7 protein-coding genes are annotated in these 24,671 nt (G+C 40.1%); 1 reads left to right on the forward strand and 6 read right to left on the reverse strand.

What is annotated here, in order from left to right:
* Positions 1-55 precede the first annotated feature (55 nt).
* Positions 56-1,066, forward strand: coding sequence for a formylglycine-generating enzyme family protein (locus CV014_RS18590; RefSeq protein WP_442946923.1), 1,011 nt, complete (start codon positions 56-58; stop codon positions 1,064-1,066).
* Here the strand turns inward: CV014_RS18590 and CV014_RS18595 are convergent.
* From CV014_RS18595 to CV014_RS18620, 6 genes are all read right to left on the reverse strand, one after another.
* Positions 1,053-3,992, reverse strand: coding sequence for a poly(A) polymerase (locus CV014_RS18595; RefSeq protein WP_236143380.1), 2,940 nt, complete (start codon positions 3,990-3,992; stop codon positions 1,053-1,055). The genes CV014_RS18590 and CV014_RS18595 overlap by 14 nt on opposite strands.
* A 216-nt stretch (positions 3,993-4,208) precedes the next feature.
* Positions 4,209-6,212: an ABC transporter ATP-binding protein/permease gene (locus tag CV014_RS18600; RefSeq protein WP_236143381.1), complete on the reverse strand. Its 2,004-nt coding sequence runs from the start codon at positions 6,210-6,212 to the stop codon at positions 4,209-4,211.
* A 75-nt stretch (positions 6,213-6,287) separates the two neighbouring features.
* Complete coding sequence (locus CV014_RS18605; RefSeq protein ID WP_236143382.1) at positions 6,288-6,521, reverse strand: hypothetical protein; 234 nt, start codon at positions 6,519-6,521, stop codon at positions 6,288-6,290.
* 88 nt (positions 6,522-6,609) lie between these two features.
* The gene (locus tag CV014_RS18610; protein ID WP_236143383.1) at positions 6,610-7,224 is read right to left on the reverse strand and encodes an acyltransferase; all 615 of its coding nucleotides are present in this window, start codon (positions 7,222-7,224) and stop codon (positions 6,610-6,612) included.
* A gap of 176 nt (positions 7,225-7,400) precedes the next feature.
* On the reverse strand, positions 7,401-19,757 hold the full coding sequence (locus CV014_RS18615; RefSeq protein WP_236143384.1) for a non-ribosomal peptide synthetase: 12,357 nt from the start codon (positions 19,755-19,757) through the stop codon (positions 7,401-7,403).
* A 1-nt stretch (position 19,758) separates the two neighbouring features.
* Positions 19,759-23,949: an SDR family NAD(P)-dependent oxidoreductase gene (locus CV014_RS18620; protein ID WP_236143385.1), complete on the reverse strand. Its 4,191-nt coding sequence runs from the start codon at positions 23,947-23,949 to the stop codon at positions 19,759-19,761.
* Positions 23,950-24,671 lie beyond the last annotated feature (722 nt).

Genomic DNA, 24,671 nt, shown 5'->3' on the forward strand with positions numbered 1-24,671 from the left:
TTTGGATTTTTTGGAAGGCTGACTTATTCATCCTTATCCTTAGAACAGTTCAACCATGAGGAAAAAAGCGTTAACCAGACCAGGTAACTCTACTTTATCGTTAATCAAGCGCAGACAATTTTTGCAATGCCTGGGTGGAGGAGGAGCCAGTTTACTGCTATCTGTTGTAGGGCATCCAGTCAGTGCAAATTCCCGCCAAAATGGAAATACTGAACTCAATCCTAATTCTATTCCGTTACAAAATTTTGAGTTTGAAACAGTCAGAGTCAATGCCCAAGGTAGAATCAATGCCAGAGCTAGGCAAATAGCGCAATATTTTGTAGAAAATTTAGGTAATGGCGTGACATTGGAAATGGTGGCGATTCCTGGTGGTGCTTTTATTATGGGTTCACCAGAATCAGAGCTAGGACGAAGCGCAGATGAAAGTCCTCAGTATCATGTCACACTGAAACCTTTTTTCATGGGCAAATATGAAATTACCCAAGCACAGTATCAAGCAATTATGGGAAATAATCCCGCCATTTTCAAAGGTGAAAATAGACCTGTAGAACAAGTGAGTTGGGATGATGCGGTAGAGTTCTGTAAAAAGTTAAGCAATATCACAGGTCGCAATTATCGCTTGCCTAGTGAGGCGGAATGGGAGTATGCCTGTAGAGCAGGAACAAATACACCCTTTCATTTTGGGGAAACCATTACAGCAGAGTTAGTTAATTATGATGCTAGTCAAACTTATGCTTCTGCACCCCAAGGTCAATTTCGGCAGCAAACAACACCAGTAGGCAGTTTCCCTGCTAACGCCTTTGGTTTATATGATATGCACGGTAATGTTTTGGAGTGGTGTCAAGACACTTGGCATGAAAATTATCATGGCGCACCTGTAGATGGTAGTGCTTGGATAAATGAGAACGACAATCTAATTGGGGTGCTGCGCGGTGGTTTTTTGAGCTTCAGTCCTGTAGACTGTCGTTCTGCTGCTCGCTACTCATACTACCGCGATGAGCGCGTCAACTATTTCGGTTTTCGAGTTGTGTGTGATGGTGAAGAGGCGAGAACTACTGAATCCTAGAAGCATCATGAACTATCATCACCTCAAAACTACTACTTTGACAATTTAACTGCGCTAGAAAATCTCTCGCTAATTGTTCTACAGTAGTGCTTGGCAAATCAGCAGTCAGATGTAAACCCAATACTAAACGCGCTGTATTTCCTATCTGTTGAATATTTGTCCAAGGTCGCACAAAAATGCCGATTTGCTCAAGTTGAATCATTAAACTAATGATGTAAGCTTCTAAAATACCACAGCATTTTGCTAGCGCGTGTTTATCTTGATTACTCACCTTTAATATCAAGAAAATCTCTGATTCTTGGTGTAAATCAATTGGCTCAAATAAAGTCGTCCATTTCTCTTGACCGGCTAAAATTCGTTGAGTGAGTGTTGCACCTCTAGCAAATTCACTTTGGATTATCCTGGCAGTAGAACGAGTAACATTACGAGCAGTATTCTGACACGGCTCTATTGATGTGACTATAGGTAGCCAGTCTCGTGGTGATTGTACTTTATATCGTCTACCTACATCAGTAAGTGCGATCGCCTGTTGCCAGTTGTGATTGTGCAGAACTTGGAAAAAATTACTCAATAATTTCTCTAAACTTGTTGCTGATTTTTGATCAAATGTATAACAAAAGGAACAAAGCAACGCCCAGGAGAAACCACCAAGGAAACCCCAAGTATTGCTGTAAATACCTCTGGCTTTAGCCCAGGCGCGTACTGCTCGCAATAGCTGCCGGAAGGTGTCTAGAGATACATATTGACTGACTACCTCAGTAATTACATCTGCTTCCCAACAACCGGCAATAGCCTTGAAGCTAATTGGGTCAAGGTTTTGCGGATTTTTCCTCGCCGATTGGTAGTTTTCCACCCGTGCGTAAAGTAAATCGAAAGATATTCCCTCTAATTGCAGGCGCAGTACCGATACTCGTGCATCTAAGACTAGTTGAGTGTGGCACAATCCTTGCAGCTTTTGTTGGACGCTAGCTAGAAACCCTTCCCCAGATAAATAAGTGGGAATCACACACACAGCATCCAAATCGCTGTCGGGACTTTGTACCCCAAGACGCGCCGAACCCAATAACTGTAATGATGGTGGAAAACCCAAACATTCAGCACAAGCTTGAGTCACCACTTCTAATACGGTGTCACGCTGTAATTGCTGTGCGGAAGTTAATTCAGGTTCCCACTTCTTAACCAACTCCCCTAATTCACTTCCCCCTTGTCTCTCCTGTCCCAAATACACAATATGTCTCACCTCAAAAGGCTCATCACCCCGACGGCTAATTAAGGCGATCGCATCCACCGTAAAATTAACTGGATGCCATTGCGGTAACTCAGCTAAGGCTGCTTCAGGACTGGGGAATTGTCCGACGCTGAGGTGGGGTGTAAAACCTGCTTTTGTTTTGCTGCTTTGTTCATCACATTGGGGAAACAGATTTTCCAGTACCGCCTGTAACTCATGCAATGCGTTTTCTGGCTGAACAACAGGACGTAACCAAGCTGTAGAACTTTTACGGTGTGTAAATGTTTGGAAGTCGGCTAAGGTAATTTGAAATGGTTGTAGTTGAGCCAGTGCAGGTGCAATAATTTCTACCGCCTCAGCAAAATAAGATTCTGGTAGGAAGCCGTAGACTAAATTAATGTGAGCCATCCAACGCTCAACTCTAGCATCATAACGCTCACGGATGGCTTGAATAGCAGGTAAAACATGATCCGGTGCAATCACGACTACAGCACTTTGATAAACTGGGCGCACTGTACTTAAGGCGGAGGCTGGAAAAGACTTGGCAAATTTCAGAACTGCACGCACACCAAAATGATCGGATGGATAAATTTTCCCCTCTGTCCCTGCTATCGGTTCACAAGCAAATAAGTCAATTGACTGTGGTAGCCAATCACTGTTTTGACTCCGCAGTAAAATGCGATCAAGTCTAACTGGTATTCCCTTTAAACTCATCAAAGCTGCTAAGGCGTTGCGTTGCGGGTCAAATGTATAACCTGCTCCATCTGGGTGTAGTTGTTCCCAAATATCGACACATCCAGCAGCTGTTAGTATGTCTTCTTGTTCGTTACCTCGTGTATTGAAGTCACCAGCTATTAAGCTATTTCCTGGGAGCTTTTGCAGATATGCCAATATAGTAGCTAGCTGACGTTGGCGTTTTTCTTGGGCATTTTGGGCGTAATCACTGGTTAAATGCAGGACGGCAATGTGCAGTAATTGACCGTTAATTGCACAACTTCCTACCAATACCCGTTTGTGTCCAGAAAATTGATGCTCAACCAGTGTAAAAGGTAGACGCGACAATAATAAATTACCGTAAGGTCGCACTGTTGCGGCTTTGCTATCATCAGAGATGTAATAATTGCGTACCCAAGTTTGCGATAAAAGTAACTCTAATAAAGGCGGTGTAGCTTCTTGGATGGCGATAATATCGGCGTTACATTGACGTAACTGCTCAACAATTACTGGTAATCTTTTTTCAGTGGCGATTTTATCTTTCTCATAGATATCACAAAGCACGTTAAAACTAGCGATCGCCAAAGTTTCTAAGTTGACTGCGGCGGACTTTTGTGTATCTGCTTGCCAACCTGAGATATTGTATTTATAAACAGGTCGCGGAGTGAATATCGCTGTGCTATCCAATACAGTGAAAACTTTCTCTACTAGATTTTCTGTAGTCTCACTTTTCCACGCCGCCGCAGGTAAATCTCCAGAGGAAATCAAATCTAAATGCTGTTCTCGATCCCAAACAACCACGTCTCCACAACGGATGTAGCGGATGCGATGCCAAGGAATATCCCCATCTGTCGCCCATTGTGCCAGAGGTTTTTCTCTGATACCTATAGATGAAAGACGTTCTTGAAAACCGACAACAAAAGCACTAGTATCAAGGCGCACATCCCAGATAATGCGATCGTAAACCTCGCGACTGGTGGCCATTTTTCTCTTTTCTGATTTTGACATCTTTCAACGCTTGAACCCCCTATGCCCCTAATGAGTGTTGTTTACCCAAGGTATTACACTAATAATACATCATACTTCATAAACTAGGGTAATCCCCAATCCCAGAAAAAGTAAAAAGGCAAAATAACCTTTTCTTTTCTTTTTACTTTTACTTTTTGCCTTTTACCTTTATCCCCAATCCCTGAGTAATGGCTAAACTCTCAACCATTTCGCTACTTTGGGGTCTTTGTTATAGCGGTAAGTCACGCCGTCTTTAGTAGTGATGGATTTTCCTTGACTGGCTCGGCTTCTAATTGTGCCGAGTGAATAGTCTGTTAATATCTGCATTTCTTTGTGAGAAAACCCTGTGATGATGTTTGTTGTTACAGTGGTTTCTGTAGGCGGGTTATTGATAGTAATTGGAACATTTTCTGGAGGAGGATTAGTGACGATTTGTTTTTGCTTTTGATAATCTTCTACAGTGACAAGTTGCCAAGTGGAATTTTCCGATAGTTCTAGAACCCATTGATGATATTGAAATAAACTTTCTCGGTGTCCAACACTGATAAACGTTGTTTTTGTCTCTTGTAATTGTTGATATAAATGCCCTTCGTTAGTTAAATCTAAAGCACTCGTCGCTTCATCTAAGATAGTGAAGCTAGGATGAGTAATTAATAGTCTTGCAAATGCTAGGCGTTGCTGCTCTCCCAGCGATAATATATTCTCCCAAGGCACTTCTGTATCAAAGCCTTCGACGCGATTTAACACATTTTGTAGGTTAACTTTTTGTAAAACCTCTTTTAGTTGGTTATCGGTCAATTGAAGATTGGTATTAGGATAAAGTAACTGTTCACGCAGAGTGCCTAAAATGATGTAAGGACGTTGGGGTAAAAATAAGACCTCTTCTAGAGGCGGCCGGACTAAACGACCTGTTCCGGCATTCCATAAACCTGCGATCACTCTCAATAAAGAACTTTTACCGCGACCACTAGGCCCCACAATTAATAAACCCTCTCCTGGCTGCACAGAAAGTGATAAATCCTCGACAATCACCTGTTCATAATTGGGTGTTTGTAAGGTGACATTGTCAAAAGTGAGATGGTTTTCTTCTACTGTTTTGATGGTACTAACATTTGTTGGCTCTTTCGCCACTTCTTCTAAAGCCGAAGAAAACTCAGATAATCTCTCAACATAAATAGAAAATCGACCAGAAACTCCAAATTCGTTGATTAATTCTGCAAGGGCATTAGCAAACAAATATGCACACAAGGAAGCTTGACTAATTTCTCCAAAACCTAGTCGATTTGTAATATATAGAGGGCCTAGTATAAGAAATGGAAATATTTCAATTACAGCCTGATATCCTCTATTAAAAACGTCTTGATTTCTTTCCCAGTCAATCCTACGCTGAACATTTTTGACCAATTTACTAAATCTTTTACCAATGATATTAGACTCTTGTTTTTCTCCCCGAAAGAAAGCAACTGATTCAGCATGGACTCTGACATGAGTCAGACAATAGTTGTAGTCAGCCTTAGATTCTAGTTCTTCTTGGTTAATCTTATTTAACTGTTGAGTCAAATATACAGCGACCACATTACCTATAACTGTATAAATAACTAAAATGATGGCAACTTGATGAGAGATTGTCCAAATAATTACAATATAAGCTATGATTTCTAAGATTTTTTCTAAGAAAGTAGTTACGAAGGTTAAAGCATTATTAATAACTGGTTCGATTTCTTGAGACAAACGTTGGTCAGGATTATCAATATCAGATTTAAAATTTATTTTGTAGTATGCTCTTCCGTACAAATATTTGGCGAGAATGTGATTATTTAGCCATTGATACCAATCAAGCGAAATTTGCTTTCTCACAAATTTAGAGAACCCGACAAAGGCTGTGACAAATACCAGAGCTATACTATAAATAAATACGGTATCAAAGAACTTAGAAACGTCCCTGCCTGTAATAGTAATATCAACTAAATATCGATAAATAAAATTAGTAAATACATTTAAACTTACAAGTCCAATTATTAGTAGTATGAGGATAATCAGCATTCCCCAGGAACGAATCACTGCTGAAAATGCTCTTCCTCCTGTCTGGGTTGGATACCAGTAAGGTTCAGTAAGAGCTTTGATATTTTCCCAAAATTGAGAAAAATCTGAAAAAGAATTTTTCGAGACTTGAGATTGAATCACTTGGGCTGGCATATTTGAGAAATAAATTAAGTGTCTGAGAATTAAATTTAATACCTATATCAAAATAACACTGAGTGGACAGCTTGTTTAACTAACATTACTTAATTGTTGAGTGTGGCTAAAAGCAGTCAGCACCGCATTAGAAACAACAGTTCTGAGGCTGCCTTGAGTATCACATTCTTGACCTAGTGCTTGTAAAATGACTTGAGAAAGCGATCGCTGTCTTTCTGTGACATTCTCCGACGCACTCCATAGGCCAACCTCTACTGGCAGATTAAGCATTGTACGGACTACAGCAGCGTGATTTAACCCTTGGTACAAAGATGGAATACTTGCTCAAGCCACAATACTAATGACTAAAGCTTCAAAACCTTCAAATTCAATAGGAAATCACTATTCTAAATCATTATTAATTGGGTAATTTCTTAATAACTTTAGCCGGATTACCCGCAACGACAGTGAAAGCTTCCACATCTTTAGTAACAACAGAACTAGCACCAATAATAGCTCCTTTGCCGATATTAACTCCCTTAAGAATAGCTACATTAAATCCAATCCAAACATGATCTTCTATGATTACTGGGGCTGATTTTACGTCTACCTCTTTAGCATCTTTAATCATATTATTTAAAATGACGACCTCAACAAATTCTTTGTATCTTAAAATATGGTTTAATGAATGGGCATCTGTATCATAGATTGTAACATTATCTGAGATTGCCACTTTATTACCAATTTTTATAGAGCTAGCTGATCTAATTCGCGTTCCTTCACCGATATAGCAATCTTCACCTATTTCTATTTTTCCTCCATGAGAAAATACGACCAATTCACCAAGAATTAGTCCATTTTTGCCGATTGTGATTAAGCTTTTATCATTCATCCAATTACAACAATTTCCCAGAAATTTCACGGAACTATCAAAAGTTGCACTATTGGATAATTGTTTGAATTTTTCTAATTTTTGATGCTTCTCCAAGAAATTTGAAATTAGTAAATATAATTGGTGGGTTAGATTTAACATTAAGACCTCCTATCTAGCTGAATAATTAACATTGATGTTTCTATTAAATTAATATCCTTGTTAAAGGTAATTGGGACTAATATGCAAAAGGGAAAAGGATAAAAAATCTTTGCCTTCCTCCCCTATCTACATTCATTCTCTAATTTGAGTTTGTCAAACTACTGATTTGATATAGTTTAGTTAGCCTTATTACCAAATGCCATTTGCTCTGTCATCAATTGGTCATCTATAAAACCGCTACTTATGAAGTAAGAAATGTAAGTTTTCAGTAGGTTTTTGTCTAATGTAGGATACATGATATCAGTATTTACTAACCCATTTATAGTGTTTTGATAGTCTAATTCTGGTTCTTTGTAAGTATCTGCCGTGGTTTTGGGTATGATATGAGACAAAAATCTTAAGTTATCTGGATCAGACATCTGTTGATGACGTGTAATTTCTGAATGCCATTGCTCTACAGGAATCAGTTGCACAGGGTATCCTAAAGCACGAAGCAAATTAAACAAATGCTTAAGAGAAGTAGAGTCTGGATTAACTAGGTGAAATGCTTTTCCTAGAGACGGCTTTTGTCCTGATAGATGAACAATGATTTTGCTGACATAGTCTACAGGGGTCAGGTTATCTTTTAAGTCAACATCAGGGGCGATTTTTGTTTGTAAACAGCCTTTCACTAGCCTGCACCATAAATCATCTGTGTTACTCACCCCAGTTCGGCTATGTCCTGTGATTCTTGCGGCTCGATAAATAGCTACAGGAAGTCCTAAATCACGAGCTTGCATAACTAACTGCTCTGCTACCCACTTGCTTTGGACATAGCCATTATCAAGGACTTGATATTGCTCCAGGGGGTCTGATTCCAGAATTAATCCATCTTCATTGGGAGACGATGCTAATAAAACAGATGTTGTGGAGATGAAATGCAAAGGTTTGACTTTGGTTTCACTAGCTAATCGGATGATTTCTTGTGTCCCCAGGACATTGGCTCCTTTTAAAACAGAGTAAGGATAGATCACATTAATCAAAGCACCACAGTGATAGATCACATCTATTTCACTAGCCAACTGCTGAAACTCTGATTTAGAAAGACCTAAATAGCTTTTTGCTAAGTCTCCAGCTACGGGAATGATCCGCTTTGTGTCAATTCCTTCCCAAAGTTTGTAAAACTTGAGTTGACTTTGCAGCCTCTGCTGCGCTTGTTGAGTATTGCTAGCTCGAATCAAGCAATAAATATCCGCCTGGGTTTGTTGTAGCAGTTCATCCAGCAAATGAATTCCTAGAAAACCTGTAGCTCCCGTTAAAAATATACGCTGGGGCTGGTGGTAATGATCACAATGCTGTCTGGGGATGTGAATGTTGGGATCTAAGACAGCTTCTGCTTTTAAATCTGGAATAGTTCCTCTGGTAATGGTGTCTTTCTGACTGATTTGTAAGCTATCAATCCCTGCTGCTATTTCTGCGACTGTAGGGTTTTCAAACAGATAACGTAGGGGTAAATCTAGTTGCAAAGCTTCTCTTAATAGAGACATCACCTGTATCGCCCGTAAAGAATTTCCCCCCATGTCAAAAAAGTTGTTGCGAATACCTAGCTGTGTTGTGCCTAAAACACTGCTCCAAATATCTGCTATGAGTTTTTGTGTGGGAGTGGTGGGGAAAACAAAGTTGCTTAGGTCAATCTCTTGGGAGGGTGCGGGTAAAGCGCGACGGTCAACTTTGCCATTAGTCGTGACTGGTAAACCCTCCAACATCACAAAAGCTGTAGGAACCATGTAATTGGGTAGCTTTTGTTTTAAGAAACTTTGTAATTCACTTTGGGTTAAGGATGGATTATCAGAGACAACATAAGCAACCAACTGTTTATGTCCTGGTTGGTCTTCTCTGACTATGACCACCTGACAAATTACATCAGGATGTTGAACTAACAGACTTTCGACTTCTCCCAGTGCAACCCGAAAACCTCGGATTTTCACCACATCATCAAGGCGACCGATAAACTCGATGTTACCGTCAGGTAAATAACGTGCCAAATCTCCAGTTTTATAGAGACGATGGGATTTTCCATCTTTAAACGGGTGAGGAATAAATTTTTCTTGTGTCAATTCTGGACGGTTGAGATAACCCCGTGCTATCCGCACACCACCAATGTACAATTCGCCTTTAACGCCAATTGGTACTGGTTGCAGATGAGAGTCCAAGATGTAAATTTCTGTATTAGCAACAGGATGACCAATGGGGACTGTATTGGTTTTTTCTGGGTGGAAATTCTGCACATCATAGACTATGGCTGTCACCGATGCTTCAGTGGGGCCGTAGGCATTGAGACAAGTGATTCTATCGCCAACAAACTGCTGCCACATAGCCACTGTTTCTGGCAAAACTGTATCTCCACCCACAGTCAATAAACGTAAACTTGGTGGCACGGTGGCATAGGATTGAGATACTGCCACCATCCATTCATGCCAATAGGCGGAAGTGAGAGTTAAGACACTCAGCTGTTGTTGTGCAATAAACTGGGCAAAATTGCCAAAGGAAGAAAACATTTGTGTCGGTCTTAACACGACTGTTCCGCCTTTAAACCAAGTGGGGAAGATTTCTTCCAATGCCACATCAAAGCCGAAAGCAGCAAATTGTAAAACGCGATCGCTACTTGTGAGACTAAAGGCTTCACTAATGGCACTACAATGATTTACTAAGGCAGCATGGGTCAACATCACACCTTTGGGTCTGCCGGTCGAACCAGAAGTGTACAATACACAGGCTAAGTTTTCTGGTGTTACTGCACTCACGGGATTTTCTCGATGTTGAGAATTTAGTACATCCCACTGTTGATCTAAAGCAATCACTTTCACCCCTGCAACTGGCAAGGTATTGAGTAAGCTTTCCTGGGTAATCAATACAGAGATTTCTGAATCTTCGGATATGTAAGCTAATCGCTGTTGGGGATAATCAACGTCTAGGGGGACATAACCACCACCAGCTTTGAGGACGGCTAACAGTGCTACAGTCATGGAGAGCGATCGCTCTAAATAAATCCCCACTAGAGTTTCTGGCTTCACACCAGCAGATTGTAGGTAATGTGCTAATTGATTGGCTTGAATGTTCAACTGTTGATAAGTCAGTTGTTCATTCTCAAACACCACAGCCACAGCATCAGGTGTCAGTTCTGCTTGCTGTGCAAATAATTCATGCAGACATTTACCGGCAGGATAATCAGCCTGAGTATCATTCCACTCAAATAGTAACTTTTGTTGCTCGACTGTTGTTAATATGGGCAACTGGTCAATGGGTGCTTGGGGATTATTCACCACTGCTTCTAACACAGTCACAAAATGACTAATCATCCTTTCAATAGTGCTGTGGTCAAATAAATCAGTGTTGTATTCCCACACTCCCACCAGTCCGTTAGCAGTGTTCTGCATGAATAAGGTCATATCAAATGCAGCTGTCATACCTGGAATTGGCAGTGAACTAACAGTTAACCCATTTAACTCCAACTCAGATACAGGGGCATTTTGCAAGTTAAACATAACTTGGAATAGTGGTGTATGGGATAAGTCCCGTTCTGGCTGCAATGCTTCCACCAACATTTCAAAAGGCAAATGTTGATGAGCATAAGCACCCAAAGCCATGTCCCGCACACGAGTCAGCAATTCACTAAAACTGGGATTACCTGCCAAATTGCTCCGCATGACTAAGGTATTGACAAAAAAGCCAATTAACCCTTCTACCTCTGTGCGATCGCGGTTAGCAATGGGCGAACCCACCAAAATATCTGATTGTCCCGTGTAGCGATAAAGTAGGGTATCAAATGCTGCTAACAGCGTCATGAACAGAGTACAACCTTGCGCCTGGCTAAGTTTCACTAATTTATCGGTTAACTCCACTGACAAGGCAAATTCATGGGTTGCACCAACTACAGTCTGTACAGCAGGTCTGGGTCGGTCAGTCGGTAATGATAATACAGTGGGTGCGTCTTTTAGTTGCTGTTCCCAGTACGAGAGTTGGTTTTGTAGCACCTCCCCTTGCAACCACTGTCTTTGCCACAATGCAAAATCTGCGTACTGAATCGCTAGTGGTGCTAAAGGTGAGGGCTGACCTTGAGAATAAGCGTTATATAGTTGTGTGAGTTCCGAGATAAACACACCCATTGACCAACCATCAGAAACAATGTGGTGCATACACACTAACAAGACTTGTTCTGTCTGGTTCAGTAGTATTAATTTCACTCTAATTAACGTTTGTCTTACCAGGTCAAATCGTTCAATTAGTTGTTCTTGCACTAATTGTTGTACCAATATTTCCTGTTCTGTTCTGGGTAAATGCTGTAAATCAACAATTGATACTGTTCCCTGTTCCCTAATAACTTGAGTTGGTTGTCCATCAATGGTGATGAAGTTAGTACGTAGAGCTTCGTGGCGATGAATAATTGCTTGTAAACTTTGCTCTAACGCCACAATTTGCAGATGCCCTACCAAACGCAAAACAGTGGGTATATTGTATAGGACACTCTTTTGATCAAATTGGTCTAAGAACCACAAACGCTGTTGAGCAAAAGACAGTGGTAATTCTGCGTTACTTGCTCTTGGTAAAATAGGTGGTGCAGAGATTTCTAACGTTTCTTGTTGCAACTGCCCAATGATATGCGCCAACTCACCAACTGTAGGGGCAGCAAACAACTCATACAATGGTAGTTCTACTTTGAAAATACTGCGGATACGTGAAACTAATTGTGTTGCTAGTAGTGAGTGTCCCCCCAATTCAAAGAAGTTATCATCAATACCCACTGGCTCTACTTTCAGCACTTGCGCCCAAATTTGTGTGAGCAGTTCTTCTATTGGGGTACGTGGGGCAAGATATGTATTAGAAGTAGTGCTTTGGGCTGGTGCAGGTAAAGCACGACGGTCTACCTTACCACTGGGAGTTAGTGGTAAGGACTCCATGATCACAAAAGCACTGGGAACCATGTATTCTGGTAAGTTGGCTTTCAAAAACTGCCGCAGTTCACTAACTGTGGGCGCACAGTTCTGATGTGCTACCAGATATGCAACTAAACGTTTATCGCCCCTGGTATCTTCACGGACAATGACACAACACCCTTCTACACCCTCAAACTGACTCAGTGCTGCTTCCACCTCGCCCAACTCAATGCGGAAACCACGTATTTTTACTTGACTGTCAATGCGTCCTAAGTATTCAATATTGCCATCTGCTAAATAACGAGTTAAGTCTCCAGTTTTGTAGAGGCGACCAGCACCAAAAGGATTATTGATGAATCTTTCCTGTGTTAAGTCTGGGCGGTTAAAGTAGCCTCTAGCTAAAGCGACACCACCGATGTACAACTCTCCAGGCACACCAACGGGTACAGGCTGTAGATTTTTGTCTAAAATCTGAATTTGTGTATTAGCAATTGGCTTTCCAATGGGAGGTAGTAGAGGCCAAGTTTCTACTGAATGAGAAAGTGTAAAAGCCGTAACCACATGACTTTCCGATGGCCCATAATGATTGTGCAGAGTGCAATCGCCTAGCTGACTGAACCATTGAGCAATCGCGGGAGTAATTTGCAACTGTTCGCCAGCCGTAATGATTTCTCTTAGATGACTAGCAAATTTTCCACTACCAACGGCTACTTCCGCTAGTTGTTGTAAAGCGACAAAGGGAACAAACAATCTGGCAACTGCTTTTTCTTCCAGAAAACCTAATAAAGCTAAGGCATTCCGGCGCAATTCCTCTGTAATCAAAACTAATGTACCACCAGAACACCAAGTAGAGAAGATTTCTTGGAAGGAGACATCAAAGCTAATAGGAGCAAATTGTAGGGTTTTGGCATCCTGAGCAATTGTTGTCTTCTCCAGTTGCCACAGAATTAGATTACACAAGGGTAACTGATTCATGGCTACACCCTTGGGTCTGCCTGTAGAACCAGAGGTATAAATTACATAAACTAAATTATGGGTTTGTACATCAGAGATAGGGTTTTCTCGACTTGATTGGGAAATTACTGGAGCATCAGTATCTAAACAGACAATTTTTGCTTGATGCAGGGGTAGTCTGTTGAGGAGTGACTGCTGAGTTAGCAACACTGAAACTTCGGCATCTTCTAACATGAAAGCCAAACGCTCAGTCGGATATTCTGGGTCGAGTGGCACATAAGCACCACCAGCTTTGAGAATACCCAAAAGTCCCACAACCATTTCTAAAGAACGTTCAACGCAAATCCCTACCAAAACATCGGGTTCTACGCCCAAAAACTGGAGGTAATGCGCTAACTGGTTAGCACGGCTATTTAATTCATAGTAGGTTAATTGTTGGTTGCCACACTCCACAGCTATGGCATGGGGTGTACGTTTCACCTGTTCCTCAAATAACTGATGGATAAATTTATCTTGGGGATAGTCTACCTGAGTATCATTCCAGTCAACTAATAATTGCTGTTTTTCAACTGCTGTGAGTGATGGTAATTGGGAAATTTGCGCTTTGGGGTTGGCAACAATTCCACAGAGCAATGTTTGGAAATGTCCTAACAAACGAGCGATCGCTGCATCATCAAATCGGCTAGTATCATAGCTAATCCTCACTAGTAATTGCTGACCAGGAATCACTATGATTGTCAGGGGATAATTAGTTTGCTCAATGGCGTGAAAATCGTCTATCGAGAAACCATAATTTTTCTCTGGGGCTGCTTCATCAACTGGATAATTATCAAAAACAACCAGACTTTCAAATAAAGGTGTTCCTCTAGGAACATCACTTAGCCCTTGAATATCTACCAATGAGCTATATGAATACTGCTCAGACTCAACTTGTTGATTCTGCAAATCTTGCAACAAAGCTAAAACTTCAGTTTCATTTCCTAGCTGAACTCGCACTGGTAAAGTATTGATAAATAGTCCTACCATCGACTCTACACCAATCAAAGATGCGGGACGGCCGGAAACAGTAGCACCAAAAACTACATCTGTTTCTTGACTGTAGCGATACAGCAGTAATGCCCAAGTCCCTTGCACAACGTTATTCATTGTTAATTGATGCTGTCGGGCAAAAGTCGTTAGGGCGGTTGTCTGTGCTACTGTCAGTTGAATTTTCTGCTCTCTGTAACTAGCATCTAACTGTTGACGCTGGGATGAGGGTTTATCGACTGTTAAAGGAGTAGGTGCGGTAAAACCTTGGAGTTTTTGTCGCCAAAATTCTTGGGCTTTGGTCAAGTCTTGCTGCTGTAACCAAGCAATATAGTTGCGGTAGCTTAAAACTGGTGGTATTGTCTGAGTTTCACCCTGGAGAATTGCTCGATAAAAATACAATAAGTCTTGGAAAATAACAGGCACTGACCAACCATCAAGCAATAAATGGTGAAAATTCCACACAAATTGATAGCTATCTGCACTCAATTGTATGAGACTCAAGTGCATTAATGGTGCAGTAGACAGTTGGAAACCCTGGTGTCGCTGAGACTGCAATAAAGATTCTATTTTTTGTTGTTGCTGTTGTGCAGATAGGTGCCGCCAATCATAAGTCTGTAGTTTAACATCTACTTGCCGATACACTACTTGCAGTGGCTGTGGCAATTGCTCCCAAACAAAACCAGTCCGCAAAATTGAGTGTCTTGCTATCACTTGCTGCCAAGCTTGTTCAAAGGCTGACAGGTTTAGCTGGCCACTCAAATTGTAAATTGACTGCTCAAAATATGTCGGAGAATCAGGAGCATAAAGGCTCTCAAATAGCATCCCCGCTTGCATCGGCGAGAGCGGATAAATATCTTCAATATTTCGCCAGTGAGTTTTGCCTGATTGATGTTTGCAGACTAAAGCCAAGGTTTGGTCTAGTTCTAGCTGGTTGAACTTCACGAGTGAGAAATCTGAAGGTGTATAACCTCCATTCTCACCAGATGCACAATGAGCAATGAGTTGCTGCAATGTCTTGACAAATTCTTGTGCCAGATTTTCGATTGTCCCGTGCTGGTGCAGATTTGTGCTGTAAGTCCACTCTATGCGTAACTGTTCTCCCGCAATAATGCTGTCTATCTCTAGCAGGTAAGGGCGGTTGTTCTGCAACCCGTGCATTTTTACCGCCGACTCACTAGCTGGCTGCATCCAGGAAGATGTATTGACTTGTTGATCAAATTGACCCAAATAATTAAAACTGATTTGCGCTTGGGGAAATGCCTGTAGTTGGTTAGCAATTTCTGGATCTTGACTCAGATAGCGTAATAAACCATAGCCAATACCTTTATTGGGAATAGCCCGCAGTTGTTCTTTCACGGATTTTAAGACATCTGCTAGCTTTTCTGTGGCGGGAAGTTCTACAAGCACGGGAAAGATAGTTGTAAACCAACCTACAGTGCGTGATAAATCCACATCATCAACAATATCTTCTCGCCCGTGACCTTCTAAATTAAACAGTACACTACGAGAATCAGTCCATTTGCTCAAAACCAACACCAAGGCAGTTAGCAGTACATCGTTGATTTGGGTGTTGTAAGCTTTCGGCACATCGTGGAGTAAAGCACGAGTTTCTGACTCACTTAAACATAAGAATATGCTGTTGGCTGTGGCAAAATTATTGACTCCTTTTGTAAAGTCTACGGGGATAGAAGGAACTTGGAGGCGAGCTTCGTCAAGCCAATAAGCGACTTCAGATTTGAGGGCTGGTGATTGTGCGTAAGCTGTTAATTTCTCAGACCAATCTTTAAAAGAACTGGTTTTAGGAGGAAGCTGAAGAGTTTGACCTTGAGCAAGTTGCTGGTAAGCGGTTTGCAAATCATTTAATAAAATTCGCCACGATACACCATCAATTGCTAAGTGGTGGATGACTATGAGTATTTTCACTCTTTTGTCAACCCCTAAATGAAAAAAGGCTACTTGCACTAGATTTTCTGACAGATGCAAATTTCCCTGCAAGAACTCCTCTTGCTCGGCAATGGCTGCCTGTTGCTCACTCTCTGAAAGTGCCGATAAGTCTATGTAAGAGAAAGCGAGGTGATCATTAGGCGCAGAATAAATTTGTTGCCAAGTTGCATCAGATGGTGTGAAGCGTAGGCGTAGAGCATCATGATGTACCAGTAATTGCTGGAATACTTGCTTTAATATTTCTGGCTGGAGGTCACAAGGAAATGAGAGTAAAAATGCTTGGTTGAAATGGTGTGCTTCTACCAAATTCTGCTCAAAAAACCAGTGTTGAATGGGAGTTAGAGGAACTAAGCCTGTGACTAGTTCCTGTTTGACCTCGATCGCCTCAATTGTACCTGCTACTGCTGCTAAATCCGCGATCGCTTGATGGGCAAATAGTTGTTTAAGTGTCAGTTGCAGCCCTGCAAGCTTGGCTTTGGCCAGAATTTGAATGCTGAGAATGGAATCGCCACCCAGTTCAAAGAAGTTATCGTAAATACCTACTTGCTTTACCCTCAGCACTTCTGCCCAAATCTGCGCTAAGATTTTTTCGGTTTGATGACGCGGAGCGACGAAACTGACTTCTAGTCCCTCACGAGAGTCTGGTGCTGGCAAGGCGCGCCGGTCTATCTTGCCGTTGGGAGTCACAGGCAAAGACTCTAGGATCACAAAAGCATGAGGCACCATATAATCTGGGAGTTTTTCTTTGAGATATTGGCGCAGTTCACTTATAGTTACTGTATGATGTGGCACTACGTAGGCGACTAGTTGCTTCTGCCCAGGGATATCTTCACGAACAATGACACAGGATGTCTGTACGTCAGGATGGCGGTTGAGTGCGGTTTCCACTTCGTCCAACTCAATGCGGAAACCACGTATTTTTACTTGATTATCAATGCGACCCAAGTATTCGATATTGCCATCAGCACGCCATCTTGCTAAGTCGCCAGTTTTGTAAATTCGCTCAACTTGACCAAATAGATCAATTTCAATAAATTTTTCAGCAGTAATTTCGGGACGATTTAAATAACCTCTAGCTAAACCAACCCCAGCAATACACAATTCTCCAGGTATTCCTGGCGGTAATGGTTGATAATGTCTATCTAAAATATAGATGCGGAGATTAGATATTGGTTTACCAATAAGTGGTTTTTTGCCATTGGGTTGACACAGAAATATAGCAGCCGTCACTGTAGATTCTGTTGGCCCGTAGCAATTGTAGAAACGTCTCTCCGTTCCCCACTGATTAACTAATTCAGTTGTACAAGCCTCACCACCGACTGTGAGACATTGCAAATCAGGTAAACTCACCTTCGGTAAGACAGATAAGGCCGAAGGCGATAAAAAGCTATGGGTAATTTTGTTGGCTGTTAAAAAGTCAACTAAGCTTTGACTAGGCAATAAAGTTTCTTTATTTCCTAAATACAAACAAGCACCTGTGACGAAAGCCGTGGTAATTTCAGCTACAGATAAATCAAAACTAAAAGAACCAAATTGCAACAAGCGGCTGTGGTTTTGAACTTGGAAAGTTTTAGCCCATGTCAAACTTAAATTGACAATGGCGCGATGCTCAATCATCACCCCCTTGGGTCTTCCTGTAGAACCGGAGGTATAAATTACGTAGGCTAAATGATTAGGCTGACTTTGGCGACTGGGATTTTCAGTTAACCCTAAGTTAAATGTGTCTTGGTCTAAACAAATTACTTGATAGGGGTTTTCTCGGTTATCTAAGGGTAATTGACTTAATAGTGACTTTTGAGACAGCAACAAAGACACTTGAGCATCTTCCAGCATCAAGCTCACACGCTCAGGAGGATATTCTGGGTCAATTGGCAGATAAGCCCCACCAGCTTTGAGAGTTCCCAACAATCCTACCACCATTTCTAGCGATCGCTCGACACAAATACCCACCAGTCCGTCTGGTTTTACACCCAAAGACCGCAAGTGGTGTGCTAACTGATTAGCCCGGCAATTCAATTGGTGATAAGTTAATTGTTGATTTTCAAACACCACAGCCACAGCATCCGGTGTTTTCTCTACCTGTTCCTCAAATAACTGATGCAGACATTTATCTTGGGGATAATCTGTGTGAGTATTATTCCACTCCACTAACAATTGATGCTTTTCTTTTTCAGTCAGCAAAGGTAATTGCCGCACTTTCTGTTGGGGATCTTTGACTATTGCTGCTAACAAAGTCTGGAAATGATCAATCATCCTGGCAATTGTGTCGGGTGCGAATAGGTCACTGTTATATTCCCAAAACCCCTTTAATCCCTTTTTAGTCTGCCAAGCTGAGACACTCAAGTCGAACTTGGATGTACCCCGGTCAATGATTTCTGGAGTCAGACTAATACCAGGTAACTCTAAAGTTTCCAGGGAGAAATTTTCTAGAACAAATAACGCCTGAAACAAGGGATTATAGCCCAGAGAACGTTCTGGCTGTAATGCTTCTACTATTTGTTCAAATGGGATGTCTTGGTGTGCGTGGGCATCCCAAACCACAGACCGGACTTTTTCTAGCAACTGTGAGAAACTAGGATTGCCTTCTAACTGGGTACGCAAAACCAATGTATTGACAAAAAAGCCAATTAGTGAATCAATTTCTCGGCGATCGCGGTTAGCAAAAGGTGAACCAATGCAAATATCATCCTGATTACTATAACGATGCAGTAAAACAGCAAAAGCTGTTAACAGCGTCATAAACAAGGTGACACCTGACTGTTGGCTGAGGGTAACAAGCTCAAAAGTTAAATCTTCATCGATTTGAAATTCAATCGTCGCACCAGCAAAAGTCTGCACTGGGGGACGGGGATAATCTGTTGGTAACTCCAACAAAGGCGGCGCGCCAGCTAACTGTTGTTTCCAGTATTCTAGTTGCTTTTCTTGGACTTCTTGAGTTAACCATTCTCGCTGCCACACAGCAAAATCAGCATATTGTATTGCTAACTCCGGTAAGGGATTTGACTTTCCTTGAATAAAAGCTGAATACAATGCTTCTAATTCTCGGAAGAATATCCCCATTGACCAACCATCTACAACGATGTGGTGCATGGTGATGATCAATAGGTGAGATTCTGGTGTTTGCTGTAGTAAAGTGGCTTTTACTAAGGAATCGGTACCTAAATCAAAAGACTGACTTACTTCCTGAGTGATGATTTTTTGTACAGCAGTTTCTGTGCATTCCTGCACATCTATTACAGGAATGCTGATAGTTAAATTAGGTCTAATAACCTGAAAGGGAACACCTTCTAGCGTTGGAAAGTTAGTACGTAAAGCTTCATGACGACGAATAATTTCGTTGATGCTCTGTTCTAAGGCTGTCACAGAGAGTTTACCAACTATTCTTAATTGAAAACTCTCATTATAAAATGTACTTTTCTCATCTAATTGAGAAAGAAACCACATTCTCTGCTGTGCAGAAGATAAAGGTAAATCTTTATCTTTAGACACTGGAACTAAGGATAAAGAAGTTAATTGTGTAGCTGTTTGTGCTTCCTGTAAAAAAGCGATGATCTCTGCTTTACGTTCCTTAAGTTGCTGTTTGATTTCTGCTGTCATTGCTCCTTTAGGAGCGCGATAACGTAACTGAGCATCCTCAATCCAGATTTTAATATCTAAAGTATTTAGTAAAGATAAAAATTCAAATATAGCCATTTTATAAATAATCCTCTTCGTATTCTTCTGCGAGTGTTTCAGTAAAAGAACTTTTATTTTGAGTTACTGCTTGAATTGCTACAATTGTCTGAGCTAAATCAGCAATAGTAGGTGTTTGAAACAAACGCTGCAAAGATAATTCCACAGCGAAATCTTCGCGTAAACCAGCAATTACTTGACTGGCAAGTAAGGAGTTTCCCCCCAACTCAAAAAAGTTGTCGTGAATGCCTAACATTTGCACTTTGAGAACTTGCTGCCAACATTGAGCAATTTTCATCTCTATTTCGTTGCGTGGTTCTATTTGCTTTCTATTTTCCTGAAACTTAATGTTGTTAATGAGGCTAACACGATCAATTTCACCATTTTCTAAACAAGGAATTTCTGGAATTTGTACCAAGTTGCAATTACAAGCATTACCAAAGCGGTCTTGCACTCGTAAATTTGATAACTTAACTTCATTAATACTAGAAGTAAAATAAGTAGTTAACTTTTGTAAATTAAAAATTTGAGACTGCCAACATTGAATGTTTTGATTGCTCCCATCTAAACCTATCAATACATTTTTTTGCTGATGTTGTAAACTAGCAAGCATTGAAGATATGGCTTGAGAAGCAGACATAATATAAAAACCTTTAGCGCGGATCAGATTCTTCATCTGATATCCCTGGCTCATTCCTTTGTCATCCCACATACTCCAACTGAAACAATAGCTGGCTAATTTACTCTGGGCATTTTGGTAATGAGAAAAACAATCTAAAAAGCTATTAGCAGCAGCATAAGCTCCGACAGCGATGCTACCAAAAAAGCCGTGTGCTGAAGAAAAGTTAATAAAAATACTGTCTTGATTGTGTTTAATTAATTCATTGAGTACCCAAGCTCCCAAAACTTTAGGACGAAGTATAGAGTTTAAGCTTTCTTGAGTCTCATCAATTACCAGTTGCTCATGAAAAGTTCCGGCTAAATGCAATATGCCATCTAGGTTTTTACCCCATTGGGCTTGAGCTTTTTCAACTGTAACTTGCATCTGTTTTAAATCACAAATATCCACAGCTTCGTAGATTAACTCTCCCCCAAGTTGTTTTAATTCTTGATAGAGTTTGAGACGTTTTTCTGAAGTTAACGGTGTTCTGCCAACCAACAGTAATTTAGCTTGATAATGCTGCAATAAATACCGAGCAACTTCGACACCTATACCACCAAGTCCGCCGGTAATTAAATAAATCCCACCTTGTTTGAAGGTAATTGCAGGTGGAGATTGGCTGATAAAATCAACTTGTTCTAGACGAGGAACAAAACGCTGCCCATTTCTGTAAGCCACTTCTCGTTCCTTGGCAGAAATTTGAATCTCTTTTAAGATAAATTCTCCATTTATTTCTACTTCAGCAAAGGGTAAATCAATGTGGCGACAATTCAACCAAGGTAATTCTTGGGGAATGGTTTTTAGTAGCCCTAATACTGCTGATTTCTCATAAGCTATGGGGTCATTTGAGGAGATAGATTGGATATGAGAAGAAATAAATAGTAATTGGACTGAATGAGAATCACTTTTAACTTTGGCTAAAGCTTGAGTCAAAAATAATAAACTATATATCCCAGCTTCTTGTGATTTTTCTAAAGTATCAATGCTTTTGACTTCGCCAATATATTGGTTATAAGTCCATAGGTGAAGAACTTGTCCAATAATTATATTATCTGCTGCTAGGGATTCGAGTAAAAGTTGATAGTCTTTGGCTTGTCCTGGCGTAATAGTGTAGTGTGTGTGATTGATTTTGCGGAAATCTTCTCCAGGTGAAACACTTATGTATGGCAGGTTATGTTCTGATAAGATTTGACATAAATAAGAACCTAAACCGTCGGCATCTAAAAATACTAATGTGGAATTATTAACAGTGAAAGCAGAATTAATAATAATGAGATTTTTGGGTTGCCATACTTGACGGTAGAACCAATTAGGAATGGTATTGGCATTACCCAATAATATATCAATGCGTTTATTAATTGATTGAAATTCGCCTTTTTGGAAGCGTTGACTGAGTTGCGATCGCTGAATTTTTCCTATAGCAGTTTTTGGAATAATTTCTTTATCTACTGGAATTAAATAATCAGGATTTATTCCCGCTTTGTTGACAACAGCAGTGCGAATTTCTCTGAGCAGGTTTAACAAACTAACATCATCAGTCACAGAAGTTTGGAAAAAGATTGCTAGTTTATCTGTATTAATTCCTGGTTGTCTGACTGCACAAGCTGCCGTATATGAAACTTCTACTCCTGCTAATTCTTCAACAGCAGCCTCAATTTCGTGACAGTAATAGTTCAATCCATTAATAATAATGACATCTTTGATTCTTCCAGTAATAGTTAAACGTCCTTGATCAAGAAAACCTAAATCTCCTGTATTAAACCAACCATCAGCCGTAAAAACTTCTTGATTTGCTTGGGGATTTTGATAATAACCATTAGTAACAGACGCACCTTTTACTTGTAAACGACCAATGGTATTTTCTTTTACTATTTGTTCATTTTCATCAACAATGCGTAGTGAAGCTCCAGCAATTGGTAGTCCTAATTCTACAAATGAAGTTTCATCCGATGAAGATTCAAGGGAAAAACTATCAGAATAGGTAATACCTGAAGAAGTTTCACACATTCCAAAAGCTGGGTGAATAGCATCAGTTGGTAAACCGTGACGACTCAATAATTTTAAAAAATTTCTGGCTGTTTTAGTGACAATTGGCTCACCTGCGTTAATGATAAACTTCATTGAGGATAAATCCCATTGCTGATGCTCAATATCAGAAGCGCGATCGCAAATTAAAGAAAAAGCAAAATTAGGCGACCAACTAATAGTAGCTTGATGTTTATCAATCAAATCTAGCCACTGGAGTGGTTTCTGCACAATTAGGTTAGTAGGTACATGAATTTGCTGACAACCTAAACTCACAGCCATAATACTCAACGAAACTAGCGCACCCACATGATCTAAAGGCATCCAGTTTAAAACGCTTTCCTGACTGGAAAAATCACCCATTAAAATTAATCCAGTCGTCATACTCAAAATGTTGTGATGATTCAACATCACACACTTGGGTATTCCAGTGCTACCAGAAGTTAAAAGCAATATTGCTAAATCCTCTGGCTGACTTTGATGGTAGTTTAAATCTGGTTGATATTCACGTAATTTATTAATAGTTGCAATTTGAAAATTTTCTAAGTTTAACAGCTTAAAAAAATCAGCAATATCGTTGGTTAAAACAGCACTCGTCAGGATAAGAGGTTTCCCCAACATCTGCCAAGTGTTTTGCAATTTACTGGCGGTACTATTAGCTAATTCATAGCTTGAGGCAATAGATACTGGCACAGGAACAAAGCCACCTAGCACACAACCCCAAAAAGCACAGATAAAATCTTGATTATCTTTTAGTTGAAAAATTACTTTGTCTTGAGGTTTAAGTCCTAGTTTTCTCAATCCAGCTAAAATGCGTTGAGCATCTTGCCATAATTCTTTGTAAGATTGAAATTGCTCACTGCCATCAGATGTAATGTAAATAATCCCTTTAGTGGAATTTTGCGAGGCTTGTTGTAATACTTCTATTAAAGTTTGAGGAGCATCTTGAGAGTATTTGAGTGGTTCGCCGCAACTAATCGCTAACTTTTTGGCAGAAGATAAATTTTTGTTTTCTATTGTCTGACTCTGGGTGTTTATTTGTATCGCTTGGTTATTTTCATCAAGATTTATTTGAGCTTCACCTAGTAAATCATCTAAATGTAGAGGGAGAATTTTGTTAACAACAGGTTCAGCAACAACTGCGACACGCTCAATTTCTGGTAATGACTCTAATTCTTTTTCTAAACTACGCATTAACTCAGAGTCAATCACTTCTAAACTGGCTAGACTCACTTCGTCTACTTCCCCTGCGGCGGTTAGGGGTATGGTGGAGACTGCTACAAATGCTGTAGGTATTAATTCTTGAGGCAGAATTGTTTGCAGATGAGACGATAATTGCTCTGGTATAAATAAACCCGATGGAACTACAAAAGCAACTAATTCCTGTTGTTGCTTTTGTGTTTGTTTCTCTCGGACTAAACAATCACTTACAGTCAAACTCGACAAGATAGCAACTTCTATTTTTCTATAGAGAAAAATTTTATCATTTGAGGTTGCTAAAATTTGACTATGATTATTTAACTGCATTAGCCTCTATGTCCTTATTAATATTTATTATTTATAAAGTTAATATAGGGTTCTAATTGGGATTTATTGTTCTTATTTATTAGTTTTTATGATTATTCAGCAGATAGATAATCTCAGTTTTAGCAGTAAAATGCAATAGTAGTTAAGACATTTAATAAGACAGTTAAGAAATTTAAGGAGACAGTTAAGACATTTAAGGAAATTAAAAATATCTAAAAATCAGAAACTATATTGATGATTTGTAAGGTCGGCTTCTGTGAAATATCTACGTTAGAAAAACAGATTTTTTTGAAAACCCGCCTTTACTGTTTTGCTCACTATCTTGCGGGACTAGTATTAAAAACAATTTTATTATCCAAAATTTTAAATTTAAAATTCGCAGGTTCAACAGTCTACTAGTCTGCCAAATAAATTATGAGATGTCAGAGATTCCCGTAAAAAGTCTATAGTGTATACACAAGTCTTATAATTTTGTCTCACATCGTTGTGATCCCCGCTAATACCAATTCAAAGTTCAAAATTAAGAAAATGAGACTCAGCATAGCTTGTGGCGGTTGCATTTGAATCACATTGTTTGTGAATTGGTATAACCCCCCTTTTTAACTTTTTAAGGGCAGGGTGGTTTTATACAACCAGAGAAAAAATAAAACTAGCTTTCAAAGCCTCTCACCCCGTGGGAGATAGGTTTGGAGAGGGGTCAAAATCTGGGCTACAAAACGAAA

Origin of the sequence: Nostoc sp. CMAA1605, assembly GCF_021596505.1 — a bacterium.
In the GTDB taxonomy this organism is placed as follows: Bacteria; Cyanobacteriota; Cyanobacteriia; order Cyanobacteriales; family Nostocaceae; genus Trichormus.